A 23,417-nucleotide genomic window follows, 5' to 3' on the forward strand; every position below is an offset into this window, starting at 1 on the left:
AGCTCAATGATAGTTTCGATGGATATCCAGCCTTGCAAAGCAATAACGCCGGGGAGGCAACATGGACGTGGACACCCTCAGGGACCGCCTGGGCCGATGGTTCAAGCCATACGCTGCGCTGTGGACCACACTGCTGGTGGGCGGCACGCTGGTGATCATCATGGCGCTAATGGGTGCCGAGGTGTACGGCGACGTGGTGGATGAACAGGGCCTGGCGTCCCTGGATCTGCCCGCTTTGCAGCTGTCCCAGGACCTCCGGAACCCTGCCCTGGACACTGCGGTGACGGCCTTTACCAACATCGGCGGGGGCATAGGCATGCCCATCCTGGCCAGCATCATCACGGCCTGGCTCACCTTCCTGAGCAGAACCTGGCGGCCCATCATCCTGGTGGGCGGAGCGGCCGCCGTCTCCACGTTTGCAACCACTGTCGGCAAAAGGCTGGTAGGCCGAGCCCGCCCGGACCACTCCGAAGCCGTCCCGCCGTACGAATCCTCGCCCTCCTTTCCCAGCGGCCACACCCTCAACACCACGGTGGTCATCGGGGTCCTGGTGTACATCATGTGCCTGCAGTTCGAGATCCTCTGGGCCCGCATCACGGCCATCGCCGCCGGAGTGATCTTCATCATCGCGATGGGCCTGAGCCGGGTGTTCCTGGGCCACCACTGGCTGACGGACGTGATGGCGGGCTGGTTCCTGGGGCTGGCCTGGGTAGGCGTGGTGATCCTGGCGCACCGGCTGTTCCATCTGCTGCGCAAACGCGAGCACGCCGGCCCCGCACCCACGTTCGAACACCCTGTCCTCCGGGACGACCAGACGGGCTGAATCCGGGCCCGGGCCGCCCTGCCCTGATGGTAGTTTTGACCCATGCGCACTCTCGTTGTGGACCACCCGCTGGTCGCCCATAAGCTCACCGTCCTGCGGGACAAAAACACCCCGTCCCCGGTCTTCCGGCAGTTGACGGAAGAGCTGGTGACGCTGCTTGCATACGAGGCCACGCGCGAGGTCCGCACCCAGCCCGTCACCATCGAGACGCCGGTGAGCACCACGGTGGGTACGGCCTTCACCAAACCCACACCCCTGGTGGTCCCCATCCTGCGAGCCGGCCTGGGAATGCTCGAAGGCATGACCAAACTGGTCCCCACCGCCGAAGTCGGCTTCCTGGGCATGGCCCGGGACGAGGAAACCCTGGACATCATCACGTACGCCGAACGGCTCCCAGAAGACCTCACGGACCGGCAGATCTTTGTGCTGGACCCCATGCTGGCCACCGGCGGCACGCTGCGTGAAGCCATCAAGTTCCTGTTCAAACGCGGCGCATCCGACGTCACCTGCATCTGCCTCCTGGCCGCCCCGGAAGGGCTGGCCAAGCTGGAGGAGGAACTCGCCGACGCCAACGTGACGATCGTCCTGGCGTCCATCGACGAGAAGCTCAACGAGAAGTCCTATATTGTCCCCGGCCTGGGTGACGCGGGCGACCGCCTGTACGGGATCGCGGGCTAGGCCCGGCTGAGCCCGGGACCGCAGCCGGACTGAGCCCGGACGGCCCGCGGTAGCAACCCGGACCGCCCGCGGTTTTCGGGGGTTCCGGATTCACCGCCGCCCGGTTAGCCTGTGCGGATGGACTGGAAACTTGAACTTGTTTTTGTGCCTGTATCCGACGTCGACCGCGCCAAGGACTTTTATGTCAACAAGGTGGGGTTCAACCCGGATTTCGACGAGCGGCCCATGGACGGCATCCGCTTCGTCCAGCTGACGCCGCCAGGCTCGGCCTGCTCTATCTGCATCGGCGAGGGCCTCAATGACGCCCCTCCGGGCACGGCCCCGAGCCTGCAGATGGTGGTCAGCGACATCCAGGCCGCCCACGACCACCTCAAGGGCAACGGCGTGGATGTGAGCGATATTGACATTCAGGACTGGGGGCACTTCGTCTACTTTGCCGACCCCGACGGGAACAAGTGGGCCGTGCAGTACATCCCGGGACGCGAAGCCTAGGTCAAAACCTGGGGCAAAATGGGGAGCATGAACCTCCCCGCGCCTGCTGCCTCCCGCACGCTTACCTGCCGCGCCGTCCTTTTTGACATGGACGGCACCCTGGTGGACTCGACGGCGGTGGTGGAGCAGGTCTGGGGCGAGTTCGCCGGCCGCTACGGCCTGGACATTGCCGAAATCCTCCGCACGTCCCACGGGATCCAGGCGGCCGATACCGTGCGCCGGTTCGCTCCGGCGGGGGCCGACGTCGTGGCACTCACGGAGGAACTCGGCGCCATGGAGCGGGTGCGGACCGCCGGCATCGTTGCGGTGCCCGGCGCCGCCGCACTGCTCCGGAGCCTGCCCGCCGAGGCAGTGGCGCTGGTGACGTCGGCGGACCGGGTCCTGGCTGAGATCCGCATGGACGCCGCTGGGCTCGCCATGCCGGCCGCTGCCGTGACGGCAGAAATGGTGAGCCGGGGTAAGCCGCACCCGGAAGGGTACCTGACTGCGGCAGGCCTGCTCGGCGTGGAGCCGGCGGACGCCGTGGTGTTCGAGGATGCGCCGGCCGGAATCGCGGCCGGGGTGGCCGCGGGCATCCGGACGGTGGCCGTCGGTCCCAACACGGGCCCGCTGCCGGACGGCGTCCTCCATATCCCGGACTACAGGGCGGTCACTGCCGCCGTGGAAACGGACGCGGCGGGCAAACGGGTCATTTCTTTCCGGCTTTGAGGTCCGTCACCACCTTCGCGATCCGCCTGGCCCGGGTTTCCGCCGTTTTGGCATCCCCCAGCGGCTCCACGTACCGGCGCTGCGAGCTGTAGTTCAGCGTGGCATAGAACGCCTGGGCGTCAGGTTCCGCAGCCAGCGCTGCTGCCAGGTCGTCCGGAACCTCGATGATGCGGGGCTGGGTATCCAGTTCCACGTCCACCTCGACGGTGTCGCCGGCCGCAACGCCCGTGATTTCCCGGTTGGCGGTGCTCACGCCGACCATGTTCTGCCCGCCCATCACCGCGATGCTGCTCCGGTAGCTCTTGCCATTGATGGTCACGACAACGGGCGGACGCTTGCCCGCGCCGAGGGCGGCGACCACCTCTTCCGGAACCTCAATGCCTGCCTTGTTGCCGCTGCCCAGGATGGTGGTGGTGAATTTCATGGGCCCAAGTATGGCCCGGAGCCGCAGGCCAGGGAAGCCCGCACCGCGGGCACCGGGATCCGGCCGGACCGCAGGTCGCGCCGGAGCCGCCCTGCGTCGCGGAGATAGGCAAAGGCAGTCCGGCTGTAATCGACGGTGGAATCCGACGCGTCGGTCCATTCCACGGGCACCTCGAGTACGCGCAGGCCGCAGGTGTTGGCCAGGACCAGCAGTTCGGTGTCGAAGAACCAGGAGTTGTTGGCGGTGTGGGGGAGGAGGCGCCGGGCGGCTTCGGACCGGATGGCCTTCGCGCCGCATTGCGGATCACTGAACCGTGCGCCGGACACGGACCGCAGCACCAGGCTGAGGCACCGGGGGAGGAACCCGCGCCGCAGCGGGCCCGACGCCGGATGGCCGCTGCGGGCACCGGTCGCCACATCTGCCTGCCCCGCGAGCAGGGGAGCCAGCAGCGGGTCCAGCGCCGACGGCTCGAAGTCCAGGTCAAGATACGCCAGAACCGGCGACGGCGACGCGAGCCAGACAGTGCGCAGGGCATTTCCACGCCCCGCCTCGCTCAGCCGGATAACGGTCACTTCGCGCAGTTCCCGGGCTATCCGTTCGGCAATCCTCAAGGTCCCGTCCGTGCTGGCGTTATCAGCGACCGTGATCCGGAACGACTGCGGGAAGGATCTGCTGAGGTGTCCGTGGAGGCGCCGGAGCGCAGCCTCGAGGCTTTGTTCGGCGTTATAGACAGGGACGGCCACTTCAAGGACCGGTGCTCCGGGCAGGATCTCAACAGGGCGGCAGCGGGAGTCGGCTGCCGGCGTCGCGGGCAAGGGAGCGGTCCGCTGCGGTGCGGGGTGCGCCTGGCCTATAGGTGTCATGCATCAAGGATGGCGTCCGGTGTTGTGAGGGCTTTAGGCCACGGCTGTGAAGCTGCTGTGGAGGCGGCGACACCAAAAGCAGCAGGCCCTGAACCGGGGGATTCAGGGCCTGCTGCTTTTCGTTGGCGGAAGCCGGCGACGCCGGCTTAGTACCAGTTGTGCGACAAGTGGAAGTTCAGGGCACCGCACGGCGACTGGTAACGCTCCTGGATGTAGTTCAGGCCCCAGTTGATCTGCGTGCGGTAGTTGGTGAGGTAGTCCGCACCGGCGCTGGCCATCTTTTCGGCGGGCAGCGACTGGACGATGCCGTAGGCACCGCTGCTCGCATTGGTGGCCGTGGTGGTCCATTCTGATTCCTTGGTCCACAGCGTCTGCAGGCACTGCATCTGGTCAGCGGACCAGCCATAGCTGGCTAGCTGGCCGGCAGCGTACGCCTGGGCTCCGGCCGGATCGTTGACGGCCACCACGGGGGCAGGCGCCGGTTCCGGGGCAGGAGCCGGTGCGGGTGCCGGTGCCGGCTCGGCGGCCTGCGGGGCAACGCTGATCTCAGCCGGGGCGGGTGCCGGGGCGGGCTGCGCCTGGATTTCGGCCTTTTCGAAGCTCAAATTGGACTGGATATCGGCGGCAGCCGAGGCAGCGGGCGACGGCTGGGTTTCGCTGGCCGCCACCGGAAGGCTGGACTCGGAGGCCTGGCCGGCCGCGCCCACTCCGATCAGCAGGGCGCATGCAGCGGTGAACACGGCTGCGCGTCGGCCCAGGGACGGGATTTTAGCCAGCCGGGATGTGGCCGTTGCAGGTGCCGGCGCTTCCGCTTCAGCGAGCCTGCGGCGGCCGTGAGGTTTGGTTGGCCCGCTGCGCGGGCGTGTTTCTACCTTAAATTCAGACATGATGGATCGCCTCTCACACCTGCGGAGTTAGCTGTCGGGTTCGGATGAGGGCATCCGGCCACACGGAAAAATCACGTGCTGGCTTCACCCCAAGGGCATCAAATGCCCGGGACTCTGGGTCCCCCGCCTCTGCCTGGTCAAGCGGAATCCGGGAAGCGGCAGAGCTTGGCGTCATCCGGACATGCGGCCCAAAAGGGAACCGCACCTAGTCGACGGTACAGGAGCTTGGCGCTTAAGTCACATTTTGGTAACAGAGATCACGACGGCGGTGCGTTGCCTTGCATTGATCACGCAACCACTGGCAGGCGCAGCGCGAACTCGGTCCGGCCCGGCCGGGACGTCACCTCCACGCTCCCGCCGTGGGCCTCCACGATGGACTGGACAATGGACAGGCCCAGGCCGGACGTGCCTTCCGACGCCGCGGCTCCGGCAGACGGTGCCGCGCCTGTGCGCGCCGCGTCTGCGCGGGCAAACCGGGCGAAAACATGCTCCACGAATTCGGCCGGGATCCCGCCGCCGTCGTCCGTCACAGTCACCACGGCACTGCCGTCAGCCGACCTCATCACGGCCGTGGTCACCGTAGTGCCCGGAGCTGTGTGCTTGCGGGCGTTGGAGAGCAGGTTGACCAGCACCTGGCGCAGCTGCGAGGCGTCGCCGTTGACCGCCAGTGGCTCGTCCGGAAGTTCCAGGTGCCAGTTGTGGCCCGGTGCGATGACTTTCTCGTCGCTGACCGTCTCGACCACCAGTTGCGTGAGGTCCACTTCGCTGAGTTTCAGTGGCTGGCCCTCATCCAGCCGGGCGAGCAGGAGCAGGTCCTCCACCAGGGTGGTCATGCGCTCGGACTGGCTTTGAACCCGGGCCAGCGACTTCCGGCCGTCCGGGGTGAAATTCTCCGTCATCCGCATCAGCTCGGTGTAGCCGCGGATCGCCGTCAGCGGGGTACGCAGCTCGTGCGATGCATCGGCAACGAACTGCCGAACCTTGGTCTCGCTCCGCTGCCTCGCCTGCAGCGCGCTGGCCACGTTGTCAAGCATCAGGTTCAGCGCATGGCCTACGCTGCCCACCTCGGTTCCGGGATTGGAGTTCGACGGCGGGACGCGCACCGCGAGTGCCACCTCGCCGGCGTCCAGCGGGAGCCGCGAAACGCGGGTAGCGACTTCGGACAGCTGCTCCAGCGGTTGCATGGTGCGCCGGATCAGGATGGTCCCGGCCAGGCCGATCAGCACCAGCCCGCCGAGGGAAACAAACACAAACGTCCACACCAGGGAGGTGAGCGTGCTGTCCTTCCCGGCGAGCGGAAGCCCGGTCACCAGGACATCGCCGTAGTTGGTCTGCACCGCCACCAGCCGGTAATCGCCGTTGGAAAGTGTCCGGTCCACCGGGATGGAGTCCTTCTTGAGGGCCAGAAGGATCTCTTTATCCTGGGCAGACAGGGGGGAACGGGTGGTGTCGGAGGCCAGGAACCCGGCGCTGTTGACCTGGCTGTCCAGGATCCGGGCGTTGAGAGTGCCCACGCTCTGGCCGCGGGAATCGAGCGGATCAGGCCGGCCGTTGAAGCCGCCCAGCGGCGGACGGCCGGGGTCGTTGGAACGGGATGCGGCCTGGCTGAGCTGTTCGTCGAGCTGGCGGGTCAGGAACGAATCCATGGACGCGTAGCTGAACAGGCCCACCGCCCCGCAAATGGCCACCAGCAGGGCCATGGCCACCAGGACGAGGCGGGTGCGCAGGTGCCACGTGGACGGCTTGAGCCAGCTCCGGCCGTGCGTGCGCGCAACACCGGAAAGGGACACGGCCTAGTCCGCCGGCTTGATGACGTATCCGGCGCCGCGCACGGTGTGGATCATGGGCGGATGCACGGCATCCACCTTCTTGCGGAGGTAGGAGATGTACAGTTCCACGATGTTGGCCTGCCCGCCGAAGTCGTAGTCCCAGACGCGGTCCAGGATCTGTGCCTTGCTGATAACCCGTTTGGGGTTCTCCATGAGGTACCGGAGCAGCTCGAACTGGGTGGCGGTCAGCTGGAGCTGGTCGCCTGCCCTGGTCACTTCGCGGGTATCGATGTTGAGGACGAGGTCGCCCACCACCAGTTCGGCGGTGTCCATTGCAGCCACGCCGGAGCGCTGCACCAGCCGGTGCAGCCGGAGCAGGACTTCCTCCATGCTGAACGGTTTGGTCACGTAGTCGTCGCCGCCGGCGGCCAGGCCCACGATCCGGTCCTGGACAGCGTCCTTGGCAGTCAGGAAGAGCGCAGGTACCTCCGGCGCGAAGGCGCGGATCCTGGTCAGCAGCTCAACGCCGTCGAACCCGGGAAGCATCACGTCAAGGACCAGGACGTCCGGGCGGAACTCCTTGGCGAGCTTCACCGCCTCGGGGCCGTCCGCGGCCACGGCTACCGACCAGCCGGCCATGCGCAGGCCCATGCTCATCAGTTCGGAAAGGCTGGGTTCGTCGTCGACCACCAGGGCGCGGATGGGGGAACCGTCCGGGTGGGTGAGCTGGGGAAGGTTGTTGGTCATGGAGTGCGAAGTGGCCATGGGACAACTCTCCGATCTGTCGGTTAGCCCGCGCTATGGGCTTCCTGTGCGCGGGCTGTGAATCCCAGCCTAGCGAGCTGGAAGGTCCGCAGCGGCCTTCTGCCTGCACGTCTGTTTAAAGGTCGCGGCCCTTCCGGCGACAGATCGGCGGGAAAATTTTTGTCCGGATGGCGGAGGAGCTGGACATGGCGCTAAACCAGGGGGCGTGTTTCAGCAATTCCATCGTTGGTGAATCCCGATGGCACATTCGGAGTCTTTGGCGAATATTATTCGGGAAAAGTGGTTTTCCAACCAATCGTTCTAGAAAACACCTGTTATTTTATTGGTCTCCCAGAATCGTGATCTGAACCACATTCTCTGAATTTGTCTCACTATGCGGAACGTTGCGCCCATTGTTACTTGCAAGTTGTCATTGTTACGTTGCACACTTCAATTGTGAACAAGAACTCAACAGCACCTGCAGCCGCAGAATATTGGCCCAGCACACCCGCTGCTGCCGACATGCGCTGTTGTCGAATGCACGCCTGACCTTCATTACCCCACGAAGTTCCTAGGCATTCGCCCCCCAGCCCAGCGTCGGGCGCCCCTCCCCAGAACTCATTGCGGGGAAACCAAGCATTCGAGCCGCGATGACGGCCATTCACATTGAGGTAAGCAATCCATGTCAGTTGCATCCGGATACGTCCACATCTCTGTCCGTAACGCCAGCAAGGCCGCCCAGCCCTCCGGCCTCCGCCAGGGTTTCGGCGCCCGCCCGGCGTTCGCTCCTGCCGCACCCGGCACCAGCTTCCCTGCCCCCGGGTATGCCCCCCAAGGCTACAACCCCAACTCCTACGGCCAGCTCCGCGCTGTCCAGCCCGCCGACGCGGCGCCGGTCACGGCGCCCACTCCGGTGGTGGCGGGCCCGAACACCGTCCGCCCGGTGGCCAATGACAATGTTGCCCGCGGCTTCGTCCTCTACATGGGCATCGACGAGGAAACCGCAGCTGCGGCCGGGACCTCCATCGCCAAGCTCGCCCAGGAAATCCGCGCCTACGCCCAGTCCCTGGTGACCGGAGCTGAAAGCTACGCGGCAGTGGCCGTGGCCCCGGCCAGTACCCCCGGTTCCGCGCTCGACGTCGTCCGTTCCACCTTCGGTGACCCCACGGTGAACGCACGCCAGCGCACCGAAACCGCACGCCAGCAGCAGGCCCAGGATCCGCGCCCGTCCGGCGTGCTGATCGACCTCGCCCGCCGCGAAGTCCACCTGGACGGCGAATCCCTGAACCTGACCTTCAAGGAGTTCGAACTCCTGAACTACCTCGTCGAGAACGGCACCCGCACCGTGGGCCGCGACGAACTGCTCGAAGGCCTGTGGCGCAACGCCGAGGAAGTCCCCAACGAGCGGACCATCGACGTCCACATCCGCCGCCTCCGCTCCAAGCTGGGACGCCTCGCCAACACCGTGCGCACCGTCCGCGGCCAGGGCTACCGCTTCTACGAGCACCCGGAAGTTGTTGTCTGGGCCGCTCCGGAATACTCGATCTAGCCAAACTTCAGCACCGCCAAATGGCGGCACGATCCCTCTGCGCCTGCGCTCGTACCTCACGCAACAACGGCGCTTTCGGGATGTGCCGCCTTTTTGCGTTCAGTCCGGCTCGTGAGCATTGGCCTCCGCGCTGAAGTGGGACGCCTGCGGTGTCACGGGGAGCATGCTTTTGCCTTCCCCTGCGCAGGCCGGGCCTGGCATTGCGGGTGTCCGGGCCTTTGGTGCCGCCGAAACCGTGCTCTGCGTGACGCGTTCGCTGATGTTCGACGGCGGAGCGGCCTACCTGCGTGGGCGCTAGGCTTGGGGGCATGAGTGACCACCACATCAAACGCCTGGTGATTATGCGCCATTCCAAGGCTGACTGGCCGGGCGGGGTTGCCGATCACGAACGGCCGCTGGAGGAACGCGGGCACCGCGAGGCACCGCTGGCGGGTAAGTGGCTCCTCAAGCACGGCATCGTCCCCGACTTCATCCTGTGTTCCAGCGCCCTCAGGACGCGCCAGACCTGCACGTGGGTGTGTTCCGAACTGGGGGACAAGGCCCCGACGCCGAAGCTCGAGGATGGCCTGTACGCCGCCTCTGCGCTGCGCATGCTCACAGTGGTCAACCATGTGCCGGACACCGTTACCACGCTGATGCTCATCTCGCACATGCCCGGGGTCCAGGACCTCGCCATGCACCTGGCCTCGCGGGACTCCGACCACGATGCCTACATGGACGCAGCCACCAGGTATCCCACCAGTGCGCTCACCGTCCTGGAAACCGAAAAATCCTGGGCGGAACTCGACGGGCAGGACGCCCGGATCACCAGGTTCAAGGTTCCCCGCGCCCACTGACCTCACGCAGCAGCCCGGCCACGTATTGGATGCCCGGACTCGCCGTCATGGTCCGGCGGTAAACCATCCCCACCTGCCTGATCTGTGCGGGGTTAACCACGGGCACAGTGACCACGTCCTGGGGCAGTGCGGGCCGGCCGAGCCGGGGGACCAGCGCCACCACGGCTCCCTGCTCCACCAGGGCAATGTGAGTTGCGAAGTCGGGATCGTAGACCCGGATGTCCGGGACCCGGCCAAGATCGGCGAAAATCCGCAGCAGTGCCTCGTTGCAGATGGCTCCGTGCGGCGTACTGATCCACCGTTCGTCCACCAGGTCCGCCGGTTCCACTTGGCTGCGTCCAGCCAAAGGATGGCTGGCGTGCACCAGCAGGTCCGCAATGTCCTCGCACAACCACTCGAGCGTCATATGCTCCGGAATCACCAGCGGGACGGAGTTCCAGTTGTGCACCACCCCCAGGTCCGCTTCACCGTTGGCTACCCGCGCCACGGCTTCCCGCGGATCCTCGGCCAGCACGCTGACCTCAAGGTCCGCTCCGGATGAAGCCAGCCGTCCGAGCAGTGGCCCCACGAGGCCCCGGCAGGCCGTGGAAAAGGAAACAATCTTCAGGTGCCCGGTCGGTTTGGCCGGATCCGCCAGCAGCGTGGATTCCAGTTCCTCGAGCTCCGACAGGATGCGCCGGCCGTAGGCCGCCAGGGTCAGTCCCCGCTCAGTCAGCAGCACTCCGCGGCCGCGGCGTTCCAGTACCGCGAATCCGGTCTGCTTTTCCAGCTTCTTGATCTGCTGCGAGACTGCGGAGGGGCTGAAGCCCATGATCTCGGACGCGGCGATGACGGATCCGTGCTGTTCAATGGCCGCCAGGGCCCGGAGTGAGCCGATCTCAATCATGAAGCAAATGTACATGATGATGCGTTGAATTCAACGCTGGTGCTTCATTGGCAGTTCTGCCAGAGTGGGACCGTGAACCTCCGCCACTCCCTCCTTGCCGCCCTGGTCGCCGTCCTTTGGGGCCTGAACTTCGTAGCCATCGACTTCGGCCTGCATGCCAACGGCCGCGAGGTTCCCCCGCTGCTGTTTGTGGCCATGCGGTTCGTCCTGGTGGTGTTTCCCTGGATCTTTTTCATCCGGAAACCGGACATCAGCTGGAAGGCGATCATCGGCGTCGGGCTCTTTATGAGCGCAGGCCAGTTCGGCCTCCTGTACCTGGCCATGGCTCTCGGCATGCCGGCAGGCCTGGCCTCCCTCGTCCTCCAGGCGCAGGTGCTGCTCACCGTGCTCCTGGCCGCCGGGTTCCTGGGGGAGCGGCCCAGCCGCCGCCAGCTGGCCGGCGTGGTCCTCGGCGTCGCGGGACTGGCCGTGGTGGCTGTGGGCCGCAGCGCTGTGGCCCCGCTGCTGCCGCTCATCATCGTTCTTGGAGCTGCGCTGTCCTGGGCTGCCGGCAATGTCATCGCCCGCCAGGCCAAAGCCGCCTCAGGGCTGGGGCTGGTGGTCTGGTCCGGGGCAGTGGTGCCATTGCCCCTTGCCGCCCTGTCGTTGCTGGTGGACGGTCCGGACGCCGTGCTTGGCACGCTGGCCGACCTGCAGCCTGCCACGATCCTCAGCGCGCTGTACACCGCCATCTTCGCGTCGCTGGTGGGGTACGGAATCTGGAACCGGCTGCTGGCCAGCTACCCGTCGTCGGCCGTGGTTCCGTTCACCCTGCTGGTGCCCGTCGTGGGGATGAGTGCTGCCTGGCTGGCGCTCGGGGAGGTGCCAACCCCTGCCGAGCTGGCTGGCGGGCTCCTTCTCCTGGGCGGGGTGGCGACGGCGGTCCTCACCGTCAGGGCCACGCCGCGTCAGCGCCGGGACGCTGTCCTGGTGCCCGGTTTGGGTGCCGGCTTGCGGACCGCGGACTCGGACGACGGCGGCCGCTTGGCTGCAGTGGCAGGCAGCCGGGCAGGTGCGCGGGAACCGGATGCGCCCTGACCGGAAGCGCCCTGACCGGCAGCCCGCGCGGCGGGTGTTCGCTGGGTGGCAGCGCGTTGCGCAGCTGCACGTTGCTGGGCTGTGCCCCCAGCCGCGGTGCGCCCGGTAGCTGTGCCCCTGGCGGCTGTGCCCCTGGCGGCCGGCCGGCGGGCAGGGGACGAGGGCGGGCGTTTGGCCGCGGGTCTGCGCCGCACCGGCCCCAGACGCCGGCCTGAGGGCCACACCGCGCCCAGGAACAGGACCACCAGCGTGGCCACGGCGGATGCTGCGGCCCAGTAGAAGTAGTTGTCCGGATCCCCGGTGGGGAGCGGTGTCCCCAGGAACGAGGACTGGTTGGCAAAGGCCAGCTCCCAGGTGCTGAGGAAGGCCAGGGAGAAGGCGATCGTGAGGCTGGTTCCCGCCCCGGTGGCCAGCAGTGCCAGGCGGCGTCCCCGGACGAGGACCTCCGCAACCGCCGAGACGTAGGCCAGGGCAAGGAGCCCAAGGAAGGTGACCATCACGGCCTCTTCGAGGGTGATGGCGGTCAGCACGAGCATGCCCAGTGCGGCGACGGCCGCTATCACGGCAAACTTCCCGCTGTTACCCATGTGGCGCATGGGATCAATCATCCCCGAGGCCGGCGCTACTTCACCACGTAGCCGCGCATGATTGCCATGATTGCTGCAACGCTTTGGTCACGGGTGCGTTCGGGGTTGTAGGTCTGCCGGTCCAGCCCCACCACGAAGCACGCGCCAAAGATGGCAGTCTCAAGGCTGCCCCGGGAGATGGACCGGTCCACCGGGTAGACGGCAGCAACTGATTCGATGGCACCGCCGATCACTGCCAGCAGTTCGGCCCGGAGGACGGCGAACGTGTCGCGCCACTCGCTGGGCGTGCGCCAGTTTTCGCTGACCCACAGCCGGGCGAAGGACGGGTATTCGGCCATGAAGTCCATGGCCTGGCCGATCATCTGCTCCATCGCCAGGAGCGGATCAGTGGCCGGAGGCCCAGATGCGCCCGATAGTGCGTCAGCAGCCCCGCCAGCGCTCATCAGGCGTGCTTTCAGGATGTCCACGCCGTGCCGCAGCAGCTGCGCGATCAGGTCCGATTTGCTCCCGAAGTTGTAATAAACCGTGCCCTTGGAGACGCCGGCCGCGGCGGCGATCTCATCCACGGTGACCCCGGCGGCCCCGCGCTCGCCGATCAGCTCCATGGAGGCGTCAAAGAGCTTCTGCCGGGTGGCGTTGGTCCGCGCCGGCCGGAGCTTCTTCTCGGCAGTACCATGGCCTCCAGGAGCGTGGCCGGAAGGACCGCGCCGGGCCGGACCGTGCGCCGGAACCTCCACGGACTGGCTCATACCGCGATCTCGGGCTTCAGTGTTTTGAGCGTCCAGTATTTGCGCTTCCGGACCGCCAGCGTGGACATTACCGTGCCCAGCACGGTGTAACCCAGCAGGCCAAGGACAGTGGGCACGATCATGGACAGGTCTGCGCCATAAATCAGGTGCCGCATGCCGGTCACCACGTAGCCCATGGGCAGGACCTCATGCACCACGTGGAGGGGCTCGGGAGTGGTCTGCCACGGGAAGGTGCCGCCGGAGGAGACGAGCTGCAGGACCAGCAGGATCAGCACCACCAGTTTCCCGGGGGATCCCAGCAGGGCAACCACGCCCTGGATGATCGCACTGAAGGCCATCGCCGCGGCCAGCATGAACAGCCACATCAGCACAGGGTGCGCAGGGTTCAGTCCCAGCCCCAGGTTCACCACCAGGGTCAGCAGCGTAGCCTGCACCACGGATACGGCCAGGAACGGCAGCCAGCCTCCGACGGCGATCTTCCACGCCGGGGCGTTCGACGCCAGGGCGCGCTGCGTGATGGGGCGCATGGCCTGGATGAGCATAAAGATGCCGATCCACAGGGCCAGTGTCAGGAAGAACGGCGCCAGTCCCGCACCGTAGGAGTCAGCCTTGGCCTGGGACACGTTGGTCACCGCCACGGGGTCGGCAATAACCTCGGAGAGGCTGCTCTTCTGCTGGTCGTCGGGATTGGGCACCTGGCCCGCGCCCTTCGAGATTTCGTCAGCCAGGGTCCGGGAGCCGTCCGCCGCGGTGACCGCGCCTGCCTCGAGCTGCCCCACGCCGGCGTCGAGCGCCTGCGCGCCTGAGGAGAGCCGGCCGGCCCCGTCAAGTGCCGACTGCTGGCCCGTGGCGAGCGTGGCCGCCCCGGTGTGGAGCTGGTCGGCGCCCCCCGAGGCCTGCGCCACGGCGTCCCTCAGGGCAGGGGTGCCTGCGGCGAGCTGGGCAGCGCCCACACTGACGGCTTCGGAGCCAGCGGCCAGCTGCTGGATCTGTGCGGCGTCGGTCTGGATCCTGGTCTTTGCCGCAGCCACCGGGCTGGAGGCTGCCACGGCGTCGAAGTCGGCCAGGATGCTGTCAGCCTGCTCCTGGGTCAGAACTCCGGAGGCGATCAGGCGGCTGTTGGATTCGACCACCCGGGTCCGGAGCCCCTGGTCGGCGGCGTCGAGCTGGGCCACCATGTCCTGGACCCTGGCGTTCAGCTGGGCGTTCCCGGCGGCCACTTGGGCGGCGCCGTTCGCCAGGGTCTGCGAGTCGGTGGGCAGGGTGGCGGTCTTGTCCTTTAGCAGGGACAGCCCGCTGCTCAGCTGGCCGGCGCCGTCGGTGAGCTGGTTGGCGCCGTCGCGCAGTTTCACCTGCCCCGCGTACAGCTCACCGGCCCCGTTGCTCAGCTCCGTGGTGCCCGTGTGGAGGGTCACGGTCCCGTCGCGAAGAGTGGCGACGCCGTCGGCCAGCTGACCGGCGCCATCCGCGGCCTTGAGCATTTGCGAATGGATGGTGCCGAAGCCTGTCAGGAGCTGGTTGGCGGTTTCCTCGCCCACTTCCTTGGCCACCGTGGTGTGGACGGAGGTGGTCAGTTTGTCCACGATGGTGCTCAGCAGGTAGTTGTTGGCGTCGTTGGTGGTGACATTCAGCATGGCCTGGCTGGCCGAGTCAAAGCTGCCGGGAGACACCAGGTTCGCGGAGAAATCCTTGGGGATTTTTAGGGCGAAGGCGTACTTTCCGTCGCTGACACCTTGGTCTGCTTCCTCTGCCGTGGGGACGGTCTGCCAGTTGAAGACGTTGCCCTCCACCAGGCTGTCTCCCACCTTGGTCCCGGCCTGCAGCGCGGATCCGTCGCTGGACGTGGCGCCGGCGTCCTCCACCACCAAGGCGGCGTCGATCCGGTCCAGGTTGCCGTACGGATCCCAGTTGGCGTAGAGGTACACGGCGCCGTAAAGCAGCGGCACCATAACCAGTGCCAGGATAGTCAGCTTGGGCAGGAGCCCGCCGGTCATCCGCTTGAGTTCGGAGCGGGCCAGCCGCAGCACAGTCACTTGGCGTCCTCTGTTTCGCGTAGGAGGTCTCTGTCATCCGCTTCCGCAGGCCCGACGTCGTCCGCCTGGGTGTCGGGCCGCCCGGCATCCCGCACATTGGAGTCGCCGCCGTCGGCTTCGGTGGTCGCTGCAGCGTTGCCGACAGCTGCCGCGGGTCCCGTCCACCCGGTCGGGATGGCAGCCACGGTGGCGACGACGGCGAGCGGCCGGCCGCCGTCGGACGCCAACTGCTCAAGGCGGGGCAGCCATTCGGAGGTGTCGGCAGTGTGCCGGTCCGGGGAATCGAGCACCAGGAGGTCGGTGTGCGGGTTGGCGAGGGCCAGGGCGGTGAGCAGTTCGATGCGCTTGTCCGGCGCCAGCTGTTCGGTCCACAGGTCCGCGATGTCCTCGAAGCTGTTGACCTTGAGCCACGGCGTGCTGAGCAGGGCGCCACGGTAGCGGCGCGGGATCAGCGCCAGGTCCTCGGTGACAAGGTCGCGGACGCTCAGGTGCTGCTCAGGTTCATTAACGCCGGGGGAGTCAACCAGGGCGCTGGCCAGCCGGCGGCGCTTGATCCCGGCGTCCCCGTCCCAGCTGATGCTTCCCTCCGTGGGCTTCATCCGGCCGCTCAGCGTCAGGGCCAGGGCTGTCCGATGGTCCTGGCGGTCAGCTGAGACCAGGAGCAACTCACCCCTGCCGGCCTGCAGTGAGGTGGGCGGGAGCAGATCGTCCCGCCGTCCTTTTGCATGGAGGTGGTGTACGGAGAGCAAAGATGGCCTTTCGCAGGGAAATGGTCTGCCGCCAGTCTAACCGAACTGACTGGTCAGTTCAAATAAAGTCGGCCCGGGTGCTCAGAGGCCGTAGCGCTCCAGCAGCCGCAACCAGACCTCGCTGATGGTGGGGAAGGAGGGGACTGCGTGCCACAAGCGGTCCAGCGGCACTTCGCCCACCACCGCGATGGTGGCGGCATGGAGCAGCTCGGCCACGTCGGGGCCCGCGAAGGTGGCACCCAGGAGCACTTTCCGGTCCTCGTCCACCACCAGTTGGGCCCATCCTTCATAGTGCTCGGAATGCAGGGAGGACCCGGATACGCTGATGGGCAGTTCCACCGAGGTGGCGTTGTAGCCGTCCTTCATGGCCTGTTCCAGGGTCCGGCCCACTGAAGCCAGTTCCGGATCCGTGAACACCACGTTGGGTACGGCGTGCTGGTTGGCAGTCTGCGCGTAGCGGCTCCACGGCGCAGGCTCGCCGTTCAGCTCACCCTTGGCGCGGGCGGCGATGGCGTCGCCGGTGGCGCGAGCCTCGTACTTGCCCTGGTGGGTGAGGAGGTTGTTTCCGGCGGCGTCGCCTACGGCGTAAAGCCACGGGTCGCCGTCGGGCATGCCGGTCACCAGTCCGGTGGAATCGGCGGTCAGCGCCAGCGGGTTGCCGTCCGCGGCGCCGAGGCCGATGCTTTCCAGTCCGAGGCCTTCCAGCGCCGGGTGGCGGCCGGTGGATACCAGGACCTTCTCGGCGACGACGGAAGCCCCGTCGCCGAGGGTCAGCGTGAAGGTGCCGTTCCCGTCGTCGCTGACGCTCTCGGTGGACGTGTGGAGGCGGACCTCCACGCCGTCCGCGCGCAGGCCTGCCAGCACCAGCTGGGCGGCTTCCTCGGGGAAGTTGCGCAACAGCCGGCTCCGGGCCACGAGGGTGACCTCCGAGCCGAGCCTGGCGAAGGCCTGTGCCAGCTCCACGCCCGCGACCCCGCCACCGATGACCGCGAGGCGATCTGGCACCTCCTTGGCCGACGTGGCCTCGCGGGTGCCCCACACCTCTTGATCGGCCAGCCCCTCGATCGGAGGCGTGTTGGGCGTGGAGCCGGTGGCCAGGACGACGGCGTGCCGCGCCGCCAGGGTGTAGGTGTTGCCGTCGAGTCCGGCTACTTCCACGGCGCGCGGGCCGGTGATCCAGCCGTGGCCGCGGATGAGTTCGATCCCGGTGTCCTCCACCCACTTCACCTGGCTGTCGTCCTGCCAGTTCGCGGTGAAGTAGTCGCGCCGCTTGAGGACCGCGGCGGCATCCAGGGTGCGGGTGACGGCTTCCTCTGCGCCTGGCGCCGTCTGGGCCCCATGGAGGGCGGTTCCGGAGCGGAGCAGCGCCTTGGACGGGATGCAGGCCCAGTAGGAACATTCGCCGCCCACCAGCTCCGCCTCAACGAGGACCGCCGTCAGCCCGGCTTGGACCACCCGGTCCGCCACGTTTTCGCCGGCGGCGCCTGCGCCGATCACGACGACATCGAATTCGCGTTCAAAGGGCCCGGGCGTCATGGCACCAGCCTACGCCGGGAGCGGTTAACGCAAGAGGTCCGCACCGGCGAACCGGTGCGGACCTCTTCATTTGTGCGCCCAAAGGGATTCGAACCCCTGACCTTCTGTTCCGTAGACAGACGCTCTATCCAGCTGAGCTATGGGCGCATCTTGTTTCTTGAAGAACATCTCTGCTCTCCCCGAACCTCGAATTACTCTACGCGAGGGTTGGCCGTAGTACCAAATCGAAACGTGTGTAATCTGCGCGACTAGACCGGTCTAGGTGACCTTCGTCACTTAATTGCCCTGTTTTACAGACCTTTTTGTTGAATTTACGCGGTTTCCGCTCCAAACGATCAGCATCGAGCAGTCCGGGCCCAAAAACCATAGCCCTCCCGGCCCATAGCATTTAGCTCACACCGATGAACCCGAGGAAGGGAACCGCAATGGGCGATCTGGCACAACAGCCGCTGCTTGAGAAAGCACCCACCACGCATGCTGCACTGCTGGCATGGGTCGAAGAGGTTGCTGAGCTAACGCAGCCCGACCGGATCTACTGGGTTGACGGATCCGAAGAGGAAAACACGCGTCTCACGGATGAACTCGTGGCAGCGGGCACCCTGACCCGGCTGAACCAGGAGATCTTCCCCAACTCCTTCGCCGCGTTCTCCGATCCCGCGGACGTTGCCCGTGTGGAAGAGCAGACGTTCATCTGCTCCGAGAAGGAGCACGACGCCGGCTTCACCAACAACTGGATGGCCCCGGCCGAGATGAAGCAGAAGCTGCGCGGACTGTTCGCCGGCTCCATGCGCGGCCGCACCATGTACGTCATCCCGTTCGTTATGGGCCACCTGGACGCCGAGGATCCCAAGTTCGGCGTCGAGATCACCGACAGCGCCTACGTGGTTGCCTCCATGCGCATCATGGCCCGCATCGGCACCGACGTGCTGAACCGCATCACCGAGACCAACGCATTCTTCGTGCCGGCACTGCACTCCCTGGGTGCGCCGCTCGAAGCCGGCCAGGCTGACGTGCCGTGGCCGTGCAACCCGGACAAGTGGATCGTGCACTTCCCGGAAGAGCGCTCCATCTGGTCCTTCGGCTCCGGCTACGGCGGAAACGCGCTGCTGGGAAAGAAGTGCTACGCCCTCCGCATCGCCTCCGTGATGGCACGCGACGAAGGCTGGCTGGCCGAGCACATGCTCATCCTGAAGCTGACCTCCCCCGAGCAGAAGACCTACTACGTCTCGGCTGCCTTCCCGTCCGCCTGCGGCAAGACCAACCTCGCGCTGCTCGATCCCACCATCGAAGGCTGGAAGGTGGAGACCCTGGGTGACGACATCACCTGGATGCGCTTCGGAAAGGAAGGCGAACTCCGCGCCGTTAACCCTGAAGCCGGTCTCTTCGGCGTGGCCCCCGGCACCGGCTGGGGCACCAACCCCAACGCCATGCGCGCCATCGCCAAGGGCAACAGCATCTTCACCAACGTCGCACTGACCGACGACGGCGGGGTGTGGTGGGAGGGCATGACCGAGGAAGTGCCTGCACACCTCACCGACTGGCAGGGCAACTCCTGGACCCCTGATTCGGACAAGCCTGCGGCGCACCCGAACTCGCGCTTCTGCACGCCGATCGACCAGATCGACATGCTGGCCGAGGAATACCACAGCCCGAACGGTGTGGAACTGTCCGCAATCCTGTTCGGCGGCCGCCGCAAGACCACCATCCCGCTGGTCACCGAAGCGCGCAGCTGGTCCAACGGCATCTTCATGGGTTCCACCCTGTCCTCCGAAACCACCGCCGCGGCGGCCGGAGCGGTCGGCGTGGTCCGCCGCGACCCCATGGCCATGCTGCCGTTCATCGGCTACGACGCAGGCGACTACCTGAACCACTGGGTCAACCTGTCCGCCAAGGCCAACCCGGAGCGGCTGCCCAAGATCTTCCTGGTCAACTGGTTCCGCCGCAACGCCCAGGGCGGATTCGCCTGGCCCGGCTTCGGCGACAACGCCCGTGTCCTGAAGTGGGCCATCGAACGCCTCGAAGGCAAAGCGGACGCCGTCGAAACGCCCATCGGCTTTGTTCCCACCGGTGACTCCATCGACCTCAAGGGCTTGGACATGACTCCGGCACAGGTTGAGGAAGCTGTCCGCGTGGACCCGGCCGAGTGGGAAACCGAGCTCGCGTCCATCGAGGACTGGTTCGCGAACTTCGGCGGCTCCCTGCCTGACGCGCTGCAGGCTGAGCTCGCCGGCCTGAAGTCCCGCCTGGGCTGAGTCTTTCGCCCAAGCACGACGGCGGCCCCGCACCTTTTGCAGAAAAGGTGCGGGGCCGCCGTCGTAGTATTTCGGGGAGGCAGTGGGGATTAGCTTGCCAGCCAGATGTCCGGGCCGAAGACCTCATAGTGGATCTTCGTGGCGGGGATTCCGGCATTGATGGCCTCGTTGCGGATGTGCTTCATAAACGGCAGTGGCCCGCACAGGTACAGGGACGCGTTGGCCGGCAGGTCCACTTCACGCAGCGACATAAAGCCCTCCCGCGTTCCGGGCTCGGGCTGCTCAAGCCACAGCTGGAGGTCGGCACCCGCCAGCCGTTCGACGTCGTCCGTCATCTGACTGCGCAGCGCCCAGCTGTCCAGCGTGCTTTCCGCATGCAGCACCAGCACCTGCCGGTCGGAGCCTGATTCGGCGAGGGACCGGAGGATCGACGCCGTGGGCGTGCAGCCGATGCCGGCCGAAGCGAGGACAACCGGGCCGTCGCCGTCCTTGAGCGTGATCTCGCCGTAGGGGTTGGAGATCTCCAGGATGTCGCCACCCTCGACGGCGTTGTGCAGCACGGGGGAGACCTCGCCGCCGTCGTCGAGCTTGGTGGTGAAGGACCGGCTGGTGCCTGTGTTGCCGGACAGTGAGTACTGCCGGACCTGGCGGAGTCCGTCGGGGAGCTGGACCTTGACGCTGACGTACTGGCCGGGCAGGGCGGGCGTGACCGGGGTGTCATCGGAAGGTTCCAGGGTAAAGGTGATGGAACCGGTGCCGGCAGGGGTCTTGGCGGCAACCTTCCATGGCGTCCACATCTTGCCGTTGGCCTGGGCTGCGTAGAGGCCCTTTTCGAGCTTGATGAGCGCGTCGGCCATCAGCCAGTACACTTCGGTCCAGGCTTCCGCGATTTCGGGGGTGATGACCTCGGCCAGGTCTTCGGCGATGGCCGCGAAGAGGTGCTCGTAGACCACCTGGTACTGGGGTTCGGTGATGCCGAGGGACGCGTGCCGGTGGGCGATGCGGGACAGCACGGTTTCGGGGAGGGTGCCCGGGTTGTTGACCAGGTGCGTGGCGAAAGCGGCGATGCTTCCGGCCAGCGCCTGCTGCTGGTCGCCCGAGCGCTGGTTGGAGCGGCTGAACAGGCCGTCCAGGAGTTCCGGGTGGGCGGCGAACAGCCGTGCATAGAACTTGGGAGTGATGGCGCCGATCCGGGAACCGACAAGCGGCAGCGTGGCCTCAATGACGGGGCGGGATTTGTCCGAGAGCATGTGTACTCCTGAGGTAGGGGGACCGGGGCCTTCGTCCGGCCGGGCAAATACTCATATGTGAAATACAAGTATTCATGCCCCAAGTTCTACACCTTGTAGAAAATGGAATCAAATCGGACGGTGCCCAGGGCCCCGATCATAGCCCAGGGCGCAGGCCGATCATTTGGAATACCGGAGCCATCTGGGCGGAGCCCGGAAGTTCCGCCACCACCACCGAATCGAGTTCGCGGTAGAACGCCTCACGGGCGCGGGCCAATGCGGCCCGGAGCTTGCATTCGTTGATCAGCGGGCATGGGCCGCCGGGCGCGACGCACTCGGCCGCATCTGAGCGCGTGTCCAGCTGTCGCAGGATCTGGCCCACGGTCGCCCGGCTGCCGACAGCGCTCAACCGTGATCCTCCGGCCCGGCCGCGCTCCACCTCGATCAGGCCGAGGCTGCGCAGCTTCGCCATCGCCTTGCTGACGTGGTTGTAGGGCGTGCCCACTGCGTCGGCGATGTTCTGCGTGGTGAGGAGGATGCCGTCCGGTGCAGCGGCCAGCACCATGACGGCCCGCAGGCTGACATCTGCAAATGCGTTGATCTTCATGGCCGGGCCGGTCTAGTCCACCCAGATGGAGGGTTCGTTGGTGTCAGCTGCGAGCTGGCCAAATGCCCATTCGGATGTCGAGGTGTTGGCCGAGTAGGGCAGGACTGCGGCGAAAACTGACCCGTCCCGGTGTTCTGTGGCGACGTGGATAGCGTCCGACTCCTCCTCCACCAGGAGGATGTCGCACACGATCGCAGTGGCCCGGAATTCGGAACGGTTCTGCCGGAGGGCGTCGGTAAGGTCGCTGATCATGGCGTCGGCGTCGAAGTCGGCGTCCGAGTCGTCTTCGATGTCAGCCGGAGTCACTGCCACCAGCCGGACCTCGCCGTCGTTCTCCACCACGAGGGCGAACGGCAGGAAGCCGCCGTTGCGCTGGAGTTGCTCCTGCGCCGCACCCACCCCGGTACCCAGCAGGTTCTCCAGGTCGGTGGCCGTTGCCTCCGGGACGGAGTCCCGCCACGAACCCGCCGTATCGCCGCTGGGAGCCTGGGAGTCAGCCACTGCTGCCCTAGCCCCGGACAAGGGACAGAACGCGGTCGCGCACGCGTTCCATCGTTGCCTGGTCGGTTGCTTCAGCGTTCAGGCGAAGGAACGGCTCGGTGTTGGAAGGACGGAGGTTGAACCAGTAGCTGCCGTCATTTGCCGTGAACGTGCTGCCGTCCAGGGAGTCGATCGTGACGTCCTCAGCGCTGAAGTCCACGCGGACACGCTCAACGGCGCCGGCCTTGTCCTCGATTTCCGAGTTAATCTCGCCGGAGGACACATAGGGCTCATACTCGCGGCCAAGCTCGGAGAGCGGGCCGGCCTGCTCGCCGAGGGCGGCCAGGACGTGCATGGCGGCAAGCATGCCGGTGTCAGCGTTCCAGAAATCGCGGAAGTAGAAGTGGGCGGAGTGTTCGCCGCCAAACACGGCGCCTTCCTCTGCCATGACTGCCTTGATGAATGAGTGGCCCACGCGCGTGCGGACGGCGCGTCCGCCGTCGTGCTCCACCAGCTCCGGCACCGCACGGGAGGTCAGCAGGTTGTGGATGATCGTGGGGGTGGCCTCACCCTGTGCCTGGGCGCGGGCGATCTCGCGGCGCGCCACCATGCCGGTGATGGCCGACGGCGAGACGGGCTCGCCCTTTTCGTCGATCACGAAGCAGCGGTCGGCATCGCCGTCGAACGCGAGGCCGATGTCCGCGCCGTGCTTGATCACGGCAGCCTGCAGGTCACGGAGGTTTTCCGGCTCCAGCGGGTTCGCGGGGTGGTTGGGGAAGGACCCGTCCAGCTCGAAGTACAGCGGGATGATCTCAAACGGGAGCTTCGGCAGGAGCGTGTCGCCCAGGACTGCAGGGGTGGTGAGGCCGGCCATGCCGTTGCCGGCGTCCACCACGACCTTCAGGGGCCGGGAACCGGACAGGTCAACCAGCTGGCGAAGGTACTCGGCGTAGTCCTTGAGGACATCATGGACGCCGATCAGGCCACGGGTGGGGGCAGCCGGGATGGAACCGGTGTTCAGGTACTGCTCGGCCAGCGCCTGGATCTCTTTGAGTCCGGATTCGGACGAGATGGGCTGTGCGCCCGGCTTGGACATCTTGATGCCGTTGTACTCGGCAGGGTTGTGGCTTGCGGTGAAGGTGGCGCCGGCCGCGTTGAGCGAACCGCAGGCGAAGTAGAGTTCGTCGGTGGAAATCAGGTCCAAGAGCTGGACGTTGGCTCCGCGGGTTGCCGCACCGTCGGCAAAGGCCTTGCTGAATTCGGGTGAGGAGGGGCGCATGTCGCCGCCAACCAGGACCGTCTGGCCTTCAAGCTGCAGGACATCAACGAACGCGGCCCCCACGGCTTCGACGATTTCGGCCGTGATGGAGTCACCTACGATGCCCCGGACGTCGTAAGCCTTGAAGGATGCCGAGAGGTCAAAAGTCTTTGTCTGTTCGCTAGTCACGGGTTTTATCTT

General features: G+C 66.5%; 23 protein-coding genes, 1 tRNA gene and 1 riboswitch. Of the genes, 9 read left to right on the top strand and 15 right to left on the bottom strand.

The window, feature by feature from the left end; translation table 11 throughout:
* Positions 1-61 precede the first annotated feature (61 nt).
* The 4 genes from EYS21_RS12690 to EYS21_RS12705 all read left to right on the top strand — a co-directional run bounded on the left by EYS21_RS12690 (position 62) and on the right by EYS21_RS12705 (position 2,701).
* Positions 62-823, top strand: coding sequence for a phosphatase PAP2 family protein (locus tag EYS21_RS12690; protein ID WP_131133553.1), 762 nt, complete (start codon positions 62-64; stop codon positions 821-823).
* Positions 824-865: 42 nt separating this feature from the next.
* Positions 866-1,501, top strand: coding sequence for a uracil phosphoribosyltransferase (gene upp / locus EYS21_RS12695; protein WP_131133554.1), 636 nt, complete (start codon positions 866-868; stop codon positions 1,499-1,501).
* Between the two features lie 117 nt (positions 1,502-1,618).
* Positions 1,619-1,993 carry a VOC family protein gene (locus tag EYS21_RS12700; protein ID WP_131133555.1) on the top strand — a complete coding sequence of 125 codons (375 nt, stop codon included), beginning with the start codon at positions 1,619-1,621 and terminating at the stop codon, positions 1,991-1,993.
* Positions 1,994-2,020: 27 nt separating this feature from the next.
* Complete coding sequence (locus EYS21_RS12705) at positions 2,021-2,701, top strand: HAD-IA family hydrolase (RefSeq protein ID WP_131133556.1); 681 nt, start codon at positions 2,021-2,023, stop codon at positions 2,699-2,701.
* Here the strand turns inward: EYS21_RS12705 and EYS21_RS12710 are convergent.
* The 5 genes from EYS21_RS12710 to EYS21_RS12735 all read right to left on the bottom strand — a co-directional run bounded on the left by EYS21_RS12710 (position 2,682) and on the right by EYS21_RS12735 (position 7,409).
* On the bottom strand, positions 2,682-3,125 hold the full coding sequence (locus tag EYS21_RS12710) for a YdeI/OmpD-associated family protein (protein ID WP_131133557.1): 444 nt from the start codon (positions 3,123-3,125) through the stop codon (positions 2,682-2,684). The genes EYS21_RS12705 and EYS21_RS12710 overlap by 20 nt on opposite strands.
* Positions 3,122-3,988 (bottom strand): glycosyltransferase, encoded by an 867-nt coding sequence (locus tag EYS21_RS12715; protein WP_131133558.1) that lies wholly within the window; start codon positions 3,986-3,988, stop codon positions 3,122-3,124. The genes EYS21_RS12710 and EYS21_RS12715 overlap by 4 nt, the downstream gene beginning before the upstream one ends.
* A gap of 146 nt (positions 3,989-4,134) precedes the next feature.
* Positions 4,135-4,875 carry a hypothetical protein gene (locus tag EYS21_RS23410; RefSeq protein WP_165478305.1) on the bottom strand — a complete coding sequence of 247 codons (741 nt, stop codon included), beginning with the start codon at positions 4,873-4,875 and terminating at the stop codon, positions 4,135-4,137.
* Between the two features lie 5 nt (positions 4,876-4,880).
* Positions 4,881-5,039, bottom strand: a riboswitch (cyclic di-AMP (ydaO/yuaA leader).
* 123 nt (positions 5,040-5,162) lie between these two features.
* Positions 5,163-6,665, bottom strand: coding sequence for a HAMP domain-containing sensor histidine kinase (locus tag EYS21_RS12730; RefSeq protein WP_242633406.1), 1,503 nt, complete (start codon positions 6,663-6,665; stop codon positions 5,163-5,165).
* 3 nt (positions 6,666-6,668) lie between these two features.
* Positions 6,669-7,409, bottom strand: a complete 741-nt coding sequence (locus EYS21_RS12735; RefSeq protein WP_131133561.1) for a response regulator transcription factor — start codon at positions 7,407-7,409, stop codon at positions 6,669-6,671.
* A gap of 661 nt (positions 7,410-8,070) precedes the next feature.
* Between EYS21_RS12735 and EYS21_RS12740 the strand changes: the two genes are divergently transcribed.
* From EYS21_RS12740 to EYS21_RS12745, 3 genes are all read left to right on the top strand, one after another.
* Positions 8,071-8,937, top strand: coding sequence for a winged helix-turn-helix domain-containing protein (locus tag EYS21_RS12740; RefSeq protein WP_131133562.1), 867 nt, complete (start codon positions 8,071-8,073; stop codon positions 8,935-8,937).
* Between the two features lie 169 nt (positions 8,938-9,106).
* Positions 9,107-9,235, top strand: coding sequence for a hypothetical protein (locus tag EYS21_RS23915; protein ID WP_278184734.1), 129 nt, complete (start codon positions 9,107-9,109; stop codon positions 9,233-9,235).
* Positions 9,236-9,245: 10 nt separating this feature from the next.
* On the top strand, positions 9,246-9,773 hold the full coding sequence (locus tag EYS21_RS12745) for a histidine phosphatase family protein (RefSeq protein ID WP_131133563.1): 528 nt from the start codon (positions 9,246-9,248) through the stop codon (positions 9,771-9,773).
* Here EYS21_RS12745 and EYS21_RS12750 read toward each other — a convergent pair.
* Positions 9,751-10,659, bottom strand: coding sequence for a LysR family transcriptional regulator (locus EYS21_RS12750; RefSeq protein WP_131133564.1), 909 nt, complete (start codon positions 10,657-10,659; stop codon positions 9,751-9,753). The two genes, EYS21_RS12745 and EYS21_RS12750, sit on opposite strands and share 23 nt — an antisense overlap.
* A gap of 72 nt (positions 10,660-10,731) precedes the next feature.
* Here EYS21_RS12750 and EYS21_RS12755 point away from each other — a divergent pair, with 72 nt between their 5' ends.
* Positions 10,732-11,736 (top strand): EamA family transporter, encoded by a 1,005-nt coding sequence (locus tag EYS21_RS12755; protein WP_131133565.1) that lies wholly within the window; start codon positions 10,732-10,734, stop codon positions 11,734-11,736.
* Between the two features lie 622 nt (positions 11,737-12,358).
* Here the strand turns inward: EYS21_RS12755 and EYS21_RS12765 are convergent.
* From EYS21_RS12765 to EYS21_RS12785, 5 genes are all read right to left on the bottom strand, one after another.
* Positions 12,359-13,072, bottom strand: a complete 714-nt coding sequence (locus tag EYS21_RS12765) for a TetR/AcrR family transcriptional regulator (RefSeq protein WP_131133566.1) — start codon at positions 13,070-13,072, stop codon at positions 12,359-12,361.
* Complete coding sequence (locus EYS21_RS12770; protein ID WP_131133567.1) at positions 13,069-15,105, bottom strand: YhgE/Pip domain-containing protein; 2,037 nt, start codon at positions 15,103-15,105, stop codon at positions 13,069-13,071. The genes EYS21_RS12765 and EYS21_RS12770 overlap by 4 nt, the downstream gene beginning before the upstream one ends.
* A complete protein-coding gene (locus EYS21_RS12775) occupies positions 15,102-15,854 on the bottom strand; it encodes an ABC transporter ATP-binding protein (protein ID WP_242633407.1) in 753 nt (250 codons plus the stop codon). The genes EYS21_RS12770 and EYS21_RS12775 overlap by 4 nt, the downstream gene beginning before the upstream one ends.
* Before the next feature lie 81 nt (positions 15,855-15,935).
* Entirely contained in the window at positions 15,936-17,390 is a 1,455-nt protein-coding gene (locus tag EYS21_RS12780) for an NAD(P)/FAD-dependent oxidoreductase (protein WP_131133568.1), read from the bottom strand.
* A gap of 73 nt (positions 17,391-17,463) precedes the next feature.
* Positions 17,464-17,537, bottom strand: a tRNA-Arg gene (locus tag EYS21_RS12785).
* Positions 17,538-17,815: 278 nt separating this feature from the next.
* Between EYS21_RS12785 and EYS21_RS12790 the strand changes: the two genes are divergently transcribed.
* The gene (locus tag EYS21_RS12790; protein WP_131133569.1) at positions 17,816-19,642 is read left to right on the top strand and encodes a phosphoenolpyruvate carboxykinase (GTP); all 1,827 of its coding nucleotides are present in this window, start codon (positions 17,816-17,818) and stop codon (positions 19,640-19,642) included.
* An 89-nt stretch (positions 19,643-19,731) separates the two neighbouring features.
* On the opposite strand, the gene EYS21_RS12795 is transcribed toward EYS21_RS12790, so the two are convergent.
* The 4 genes from EYS21_RS12795 to EYS21_RS12810 form a co-directional block, all read right to left on the bottom strand.
* Positions 19,732-20,892: a globin domain-containing protein gene (locus tag EYS21_RS12795; RefSeq protein WP_131133570.1), complete on the bottom strand. Its 1,161-nt coding sequence runs from the start codon at positions 20,890-20,892 to the stop codon at positions 19,732-19,734.
* A 136-nt stretch (positions 20,893-21,028) separates the two neighbouring features.
* On the bottom strand, positions 21,029-21,478 hold the full coding sequence (locus EYS21_RS12800; protein WP_131133571.1) for an Rrf2 family transcriptional regulator: 450 nt from the start codon (positions 21,476-21,478) through the stop codon (positions 21,029-21,031).
* A gap of 12 nt (positions 21,479-21,490) precedes the next feature.
* Positions 21,491-21,979: a hypothetical protein gene (locus EYS21_RS12805; protein ID WP_131133572.1), complete on the bottom strand. Its 489-nt coding sequence runs from the start codon at positions 21,977-21,979 to the stop codon at positions 21,491-21,493.
* Positions 21,980-21,986: 7 nt separating this feature from the next.
* Positions 21,987-23,405 (bottom strand): phosphomannomutase/phosphoglucomutase, encoded by a 1,419-nt coding sequence (locus EYS21_RS12810; protein WP_131133573.1) that lies wholly within the window; start codon positions 23,403-23,405, stop codon positions 21,987-21,989.
* Between the last annotated feature and the right edge of the window lie 12 nt (positions 23,406-23,417).

Origin of the sequence: Arthrobacter sp. S39, assembly GCF_004320525.1 — a bacterium.
Taxonomy (GTDB): domain Bacteria; phylum Actinomycetota; class Actinomycetes; order Actinomycetales; family Micrococcaceae; genus Arthrobacter.

What these genes read in the sequence shown, in the direction of transcription:
- EYS21_RS12710 (WP_131133557.1), bottom strand. Translation starts at nt 3,125, where the DNA reads ATGAAATTCACCACCACCATCCTGGGCAGCGGCAACAAGGCAGGCATT.
- EYS21_RS12780 (WP_131133568.1), bottom strand. Translation starts at nt 17,390, where the DNA reads ATGACGCCCGGGCCCTTTGAACGCGAATTCGATGTCGTCGTGATCGGC.
- EYS21_RS12705 (WP_131133556.1), top strand. Translation starts at nt 2,021, where the DNA reads ATGAACCTCCCCGCGCCTGCTGCCTCCCGCACGCTTACCTGCCGCGCC.
- EYS21_RS12700 (WP_131133555.1), top strand. Translation starts at nt 1,619, where the DNA reads ATGGACTGGAAACTTGAACTTGTTTTTGTGCCTGTATCCGACGTCGAC.
- EYS21_RS12795 (WP_131133570.1), bottom strand. Translation starts at nt 20,892, where the DNA reads ATGCTCTCGGACAAATCCCGCCCCGTCATTGAGGCCACGCTGCCGCTT.
- EYS21_RS12750 (WP_131133564.1), bottom strand. Translation starts at nt 10,659, where the DNA reads ATGATTGAGATCGGCTCACTCCGGGCCCTGGCGGCCATTGAACAGCAC.
- EYS21_RS12790 (WP_131133569.1), top strand. Translation starts at nt 17,816, where the DNA reads ATGGGCGATCTGGCACAACAGCCGCTGCTTGAGAAAGCACCCACCACG.
- EYS21_RS12715 (WP_131133558.1), bottom strand. Translation starts at nt 3,988, where the DNA reads ATGACACCTATAGGCCAGGCGCACCCCGCACCGCAGCGGACCGCTCCC.
- EYS21_RS12745 (WP_131133563.1), top strand. Translation starts at nt 9,246, where the DNA reads ATGAGTGACCACCACATCAAACGCCTGGTGATTATGCGCCATTCCAAG.
- EYS21_RS12740 (WP_131133562.1), top strand. Translation starts at nt 8,071, where the DNA reads ATGTCAGTTGCATCCGGATACGTCCACATCTCTGTCCGTAACGCCAGC.
- EYS21_RS12735 (WP_131133561.1), bottom strand. Translation starts at nt 7,409, where the DNA reads ATGGCCACTTCGCACTCCATGACCAACAACCTTCCCCAGCTCACCCAC.
- EYS21_RS12765 (WP_131133566.1), bottom strand. Translation starts at nt 13,072, where the DNA reads ATGAGCCAGTCCGTGGAGGTTCCGGCGCACGGTCCGGCCCGGCGCGGT.
- upp (WP_131133554.1), top strand. Translation starts at nt 866, where the DNA reads ATGCGCACTCTCGTTGTGGACCACCCGCTGGTCGCCCATAAGCTCACC.
- EYS21_RS23410 (WP_165478305.1), bottom strand. Translation starts at nt 4,875, where the DNA reads ATGTCTGAATTTAAGGTAGAAACACGCCCGCGCAGCGGGCCAACCAAA.
- EYS21_RS12690 (WP_131133553.1), top strand. Translation starts at nt 62, where the DNA reads ATGGACGTGGACACCCTCAGGGACCGCCTGGGCCGATGGTTCAAGCCA.
- EYS21_RS12800 (WP_131133571.1), bottom strand. Translation starts at nt 21,478, where the DNA reads ATGAAGATCAACGCATTTGCAGATGTCAGCCTGCGGGCCGTCATGGTG.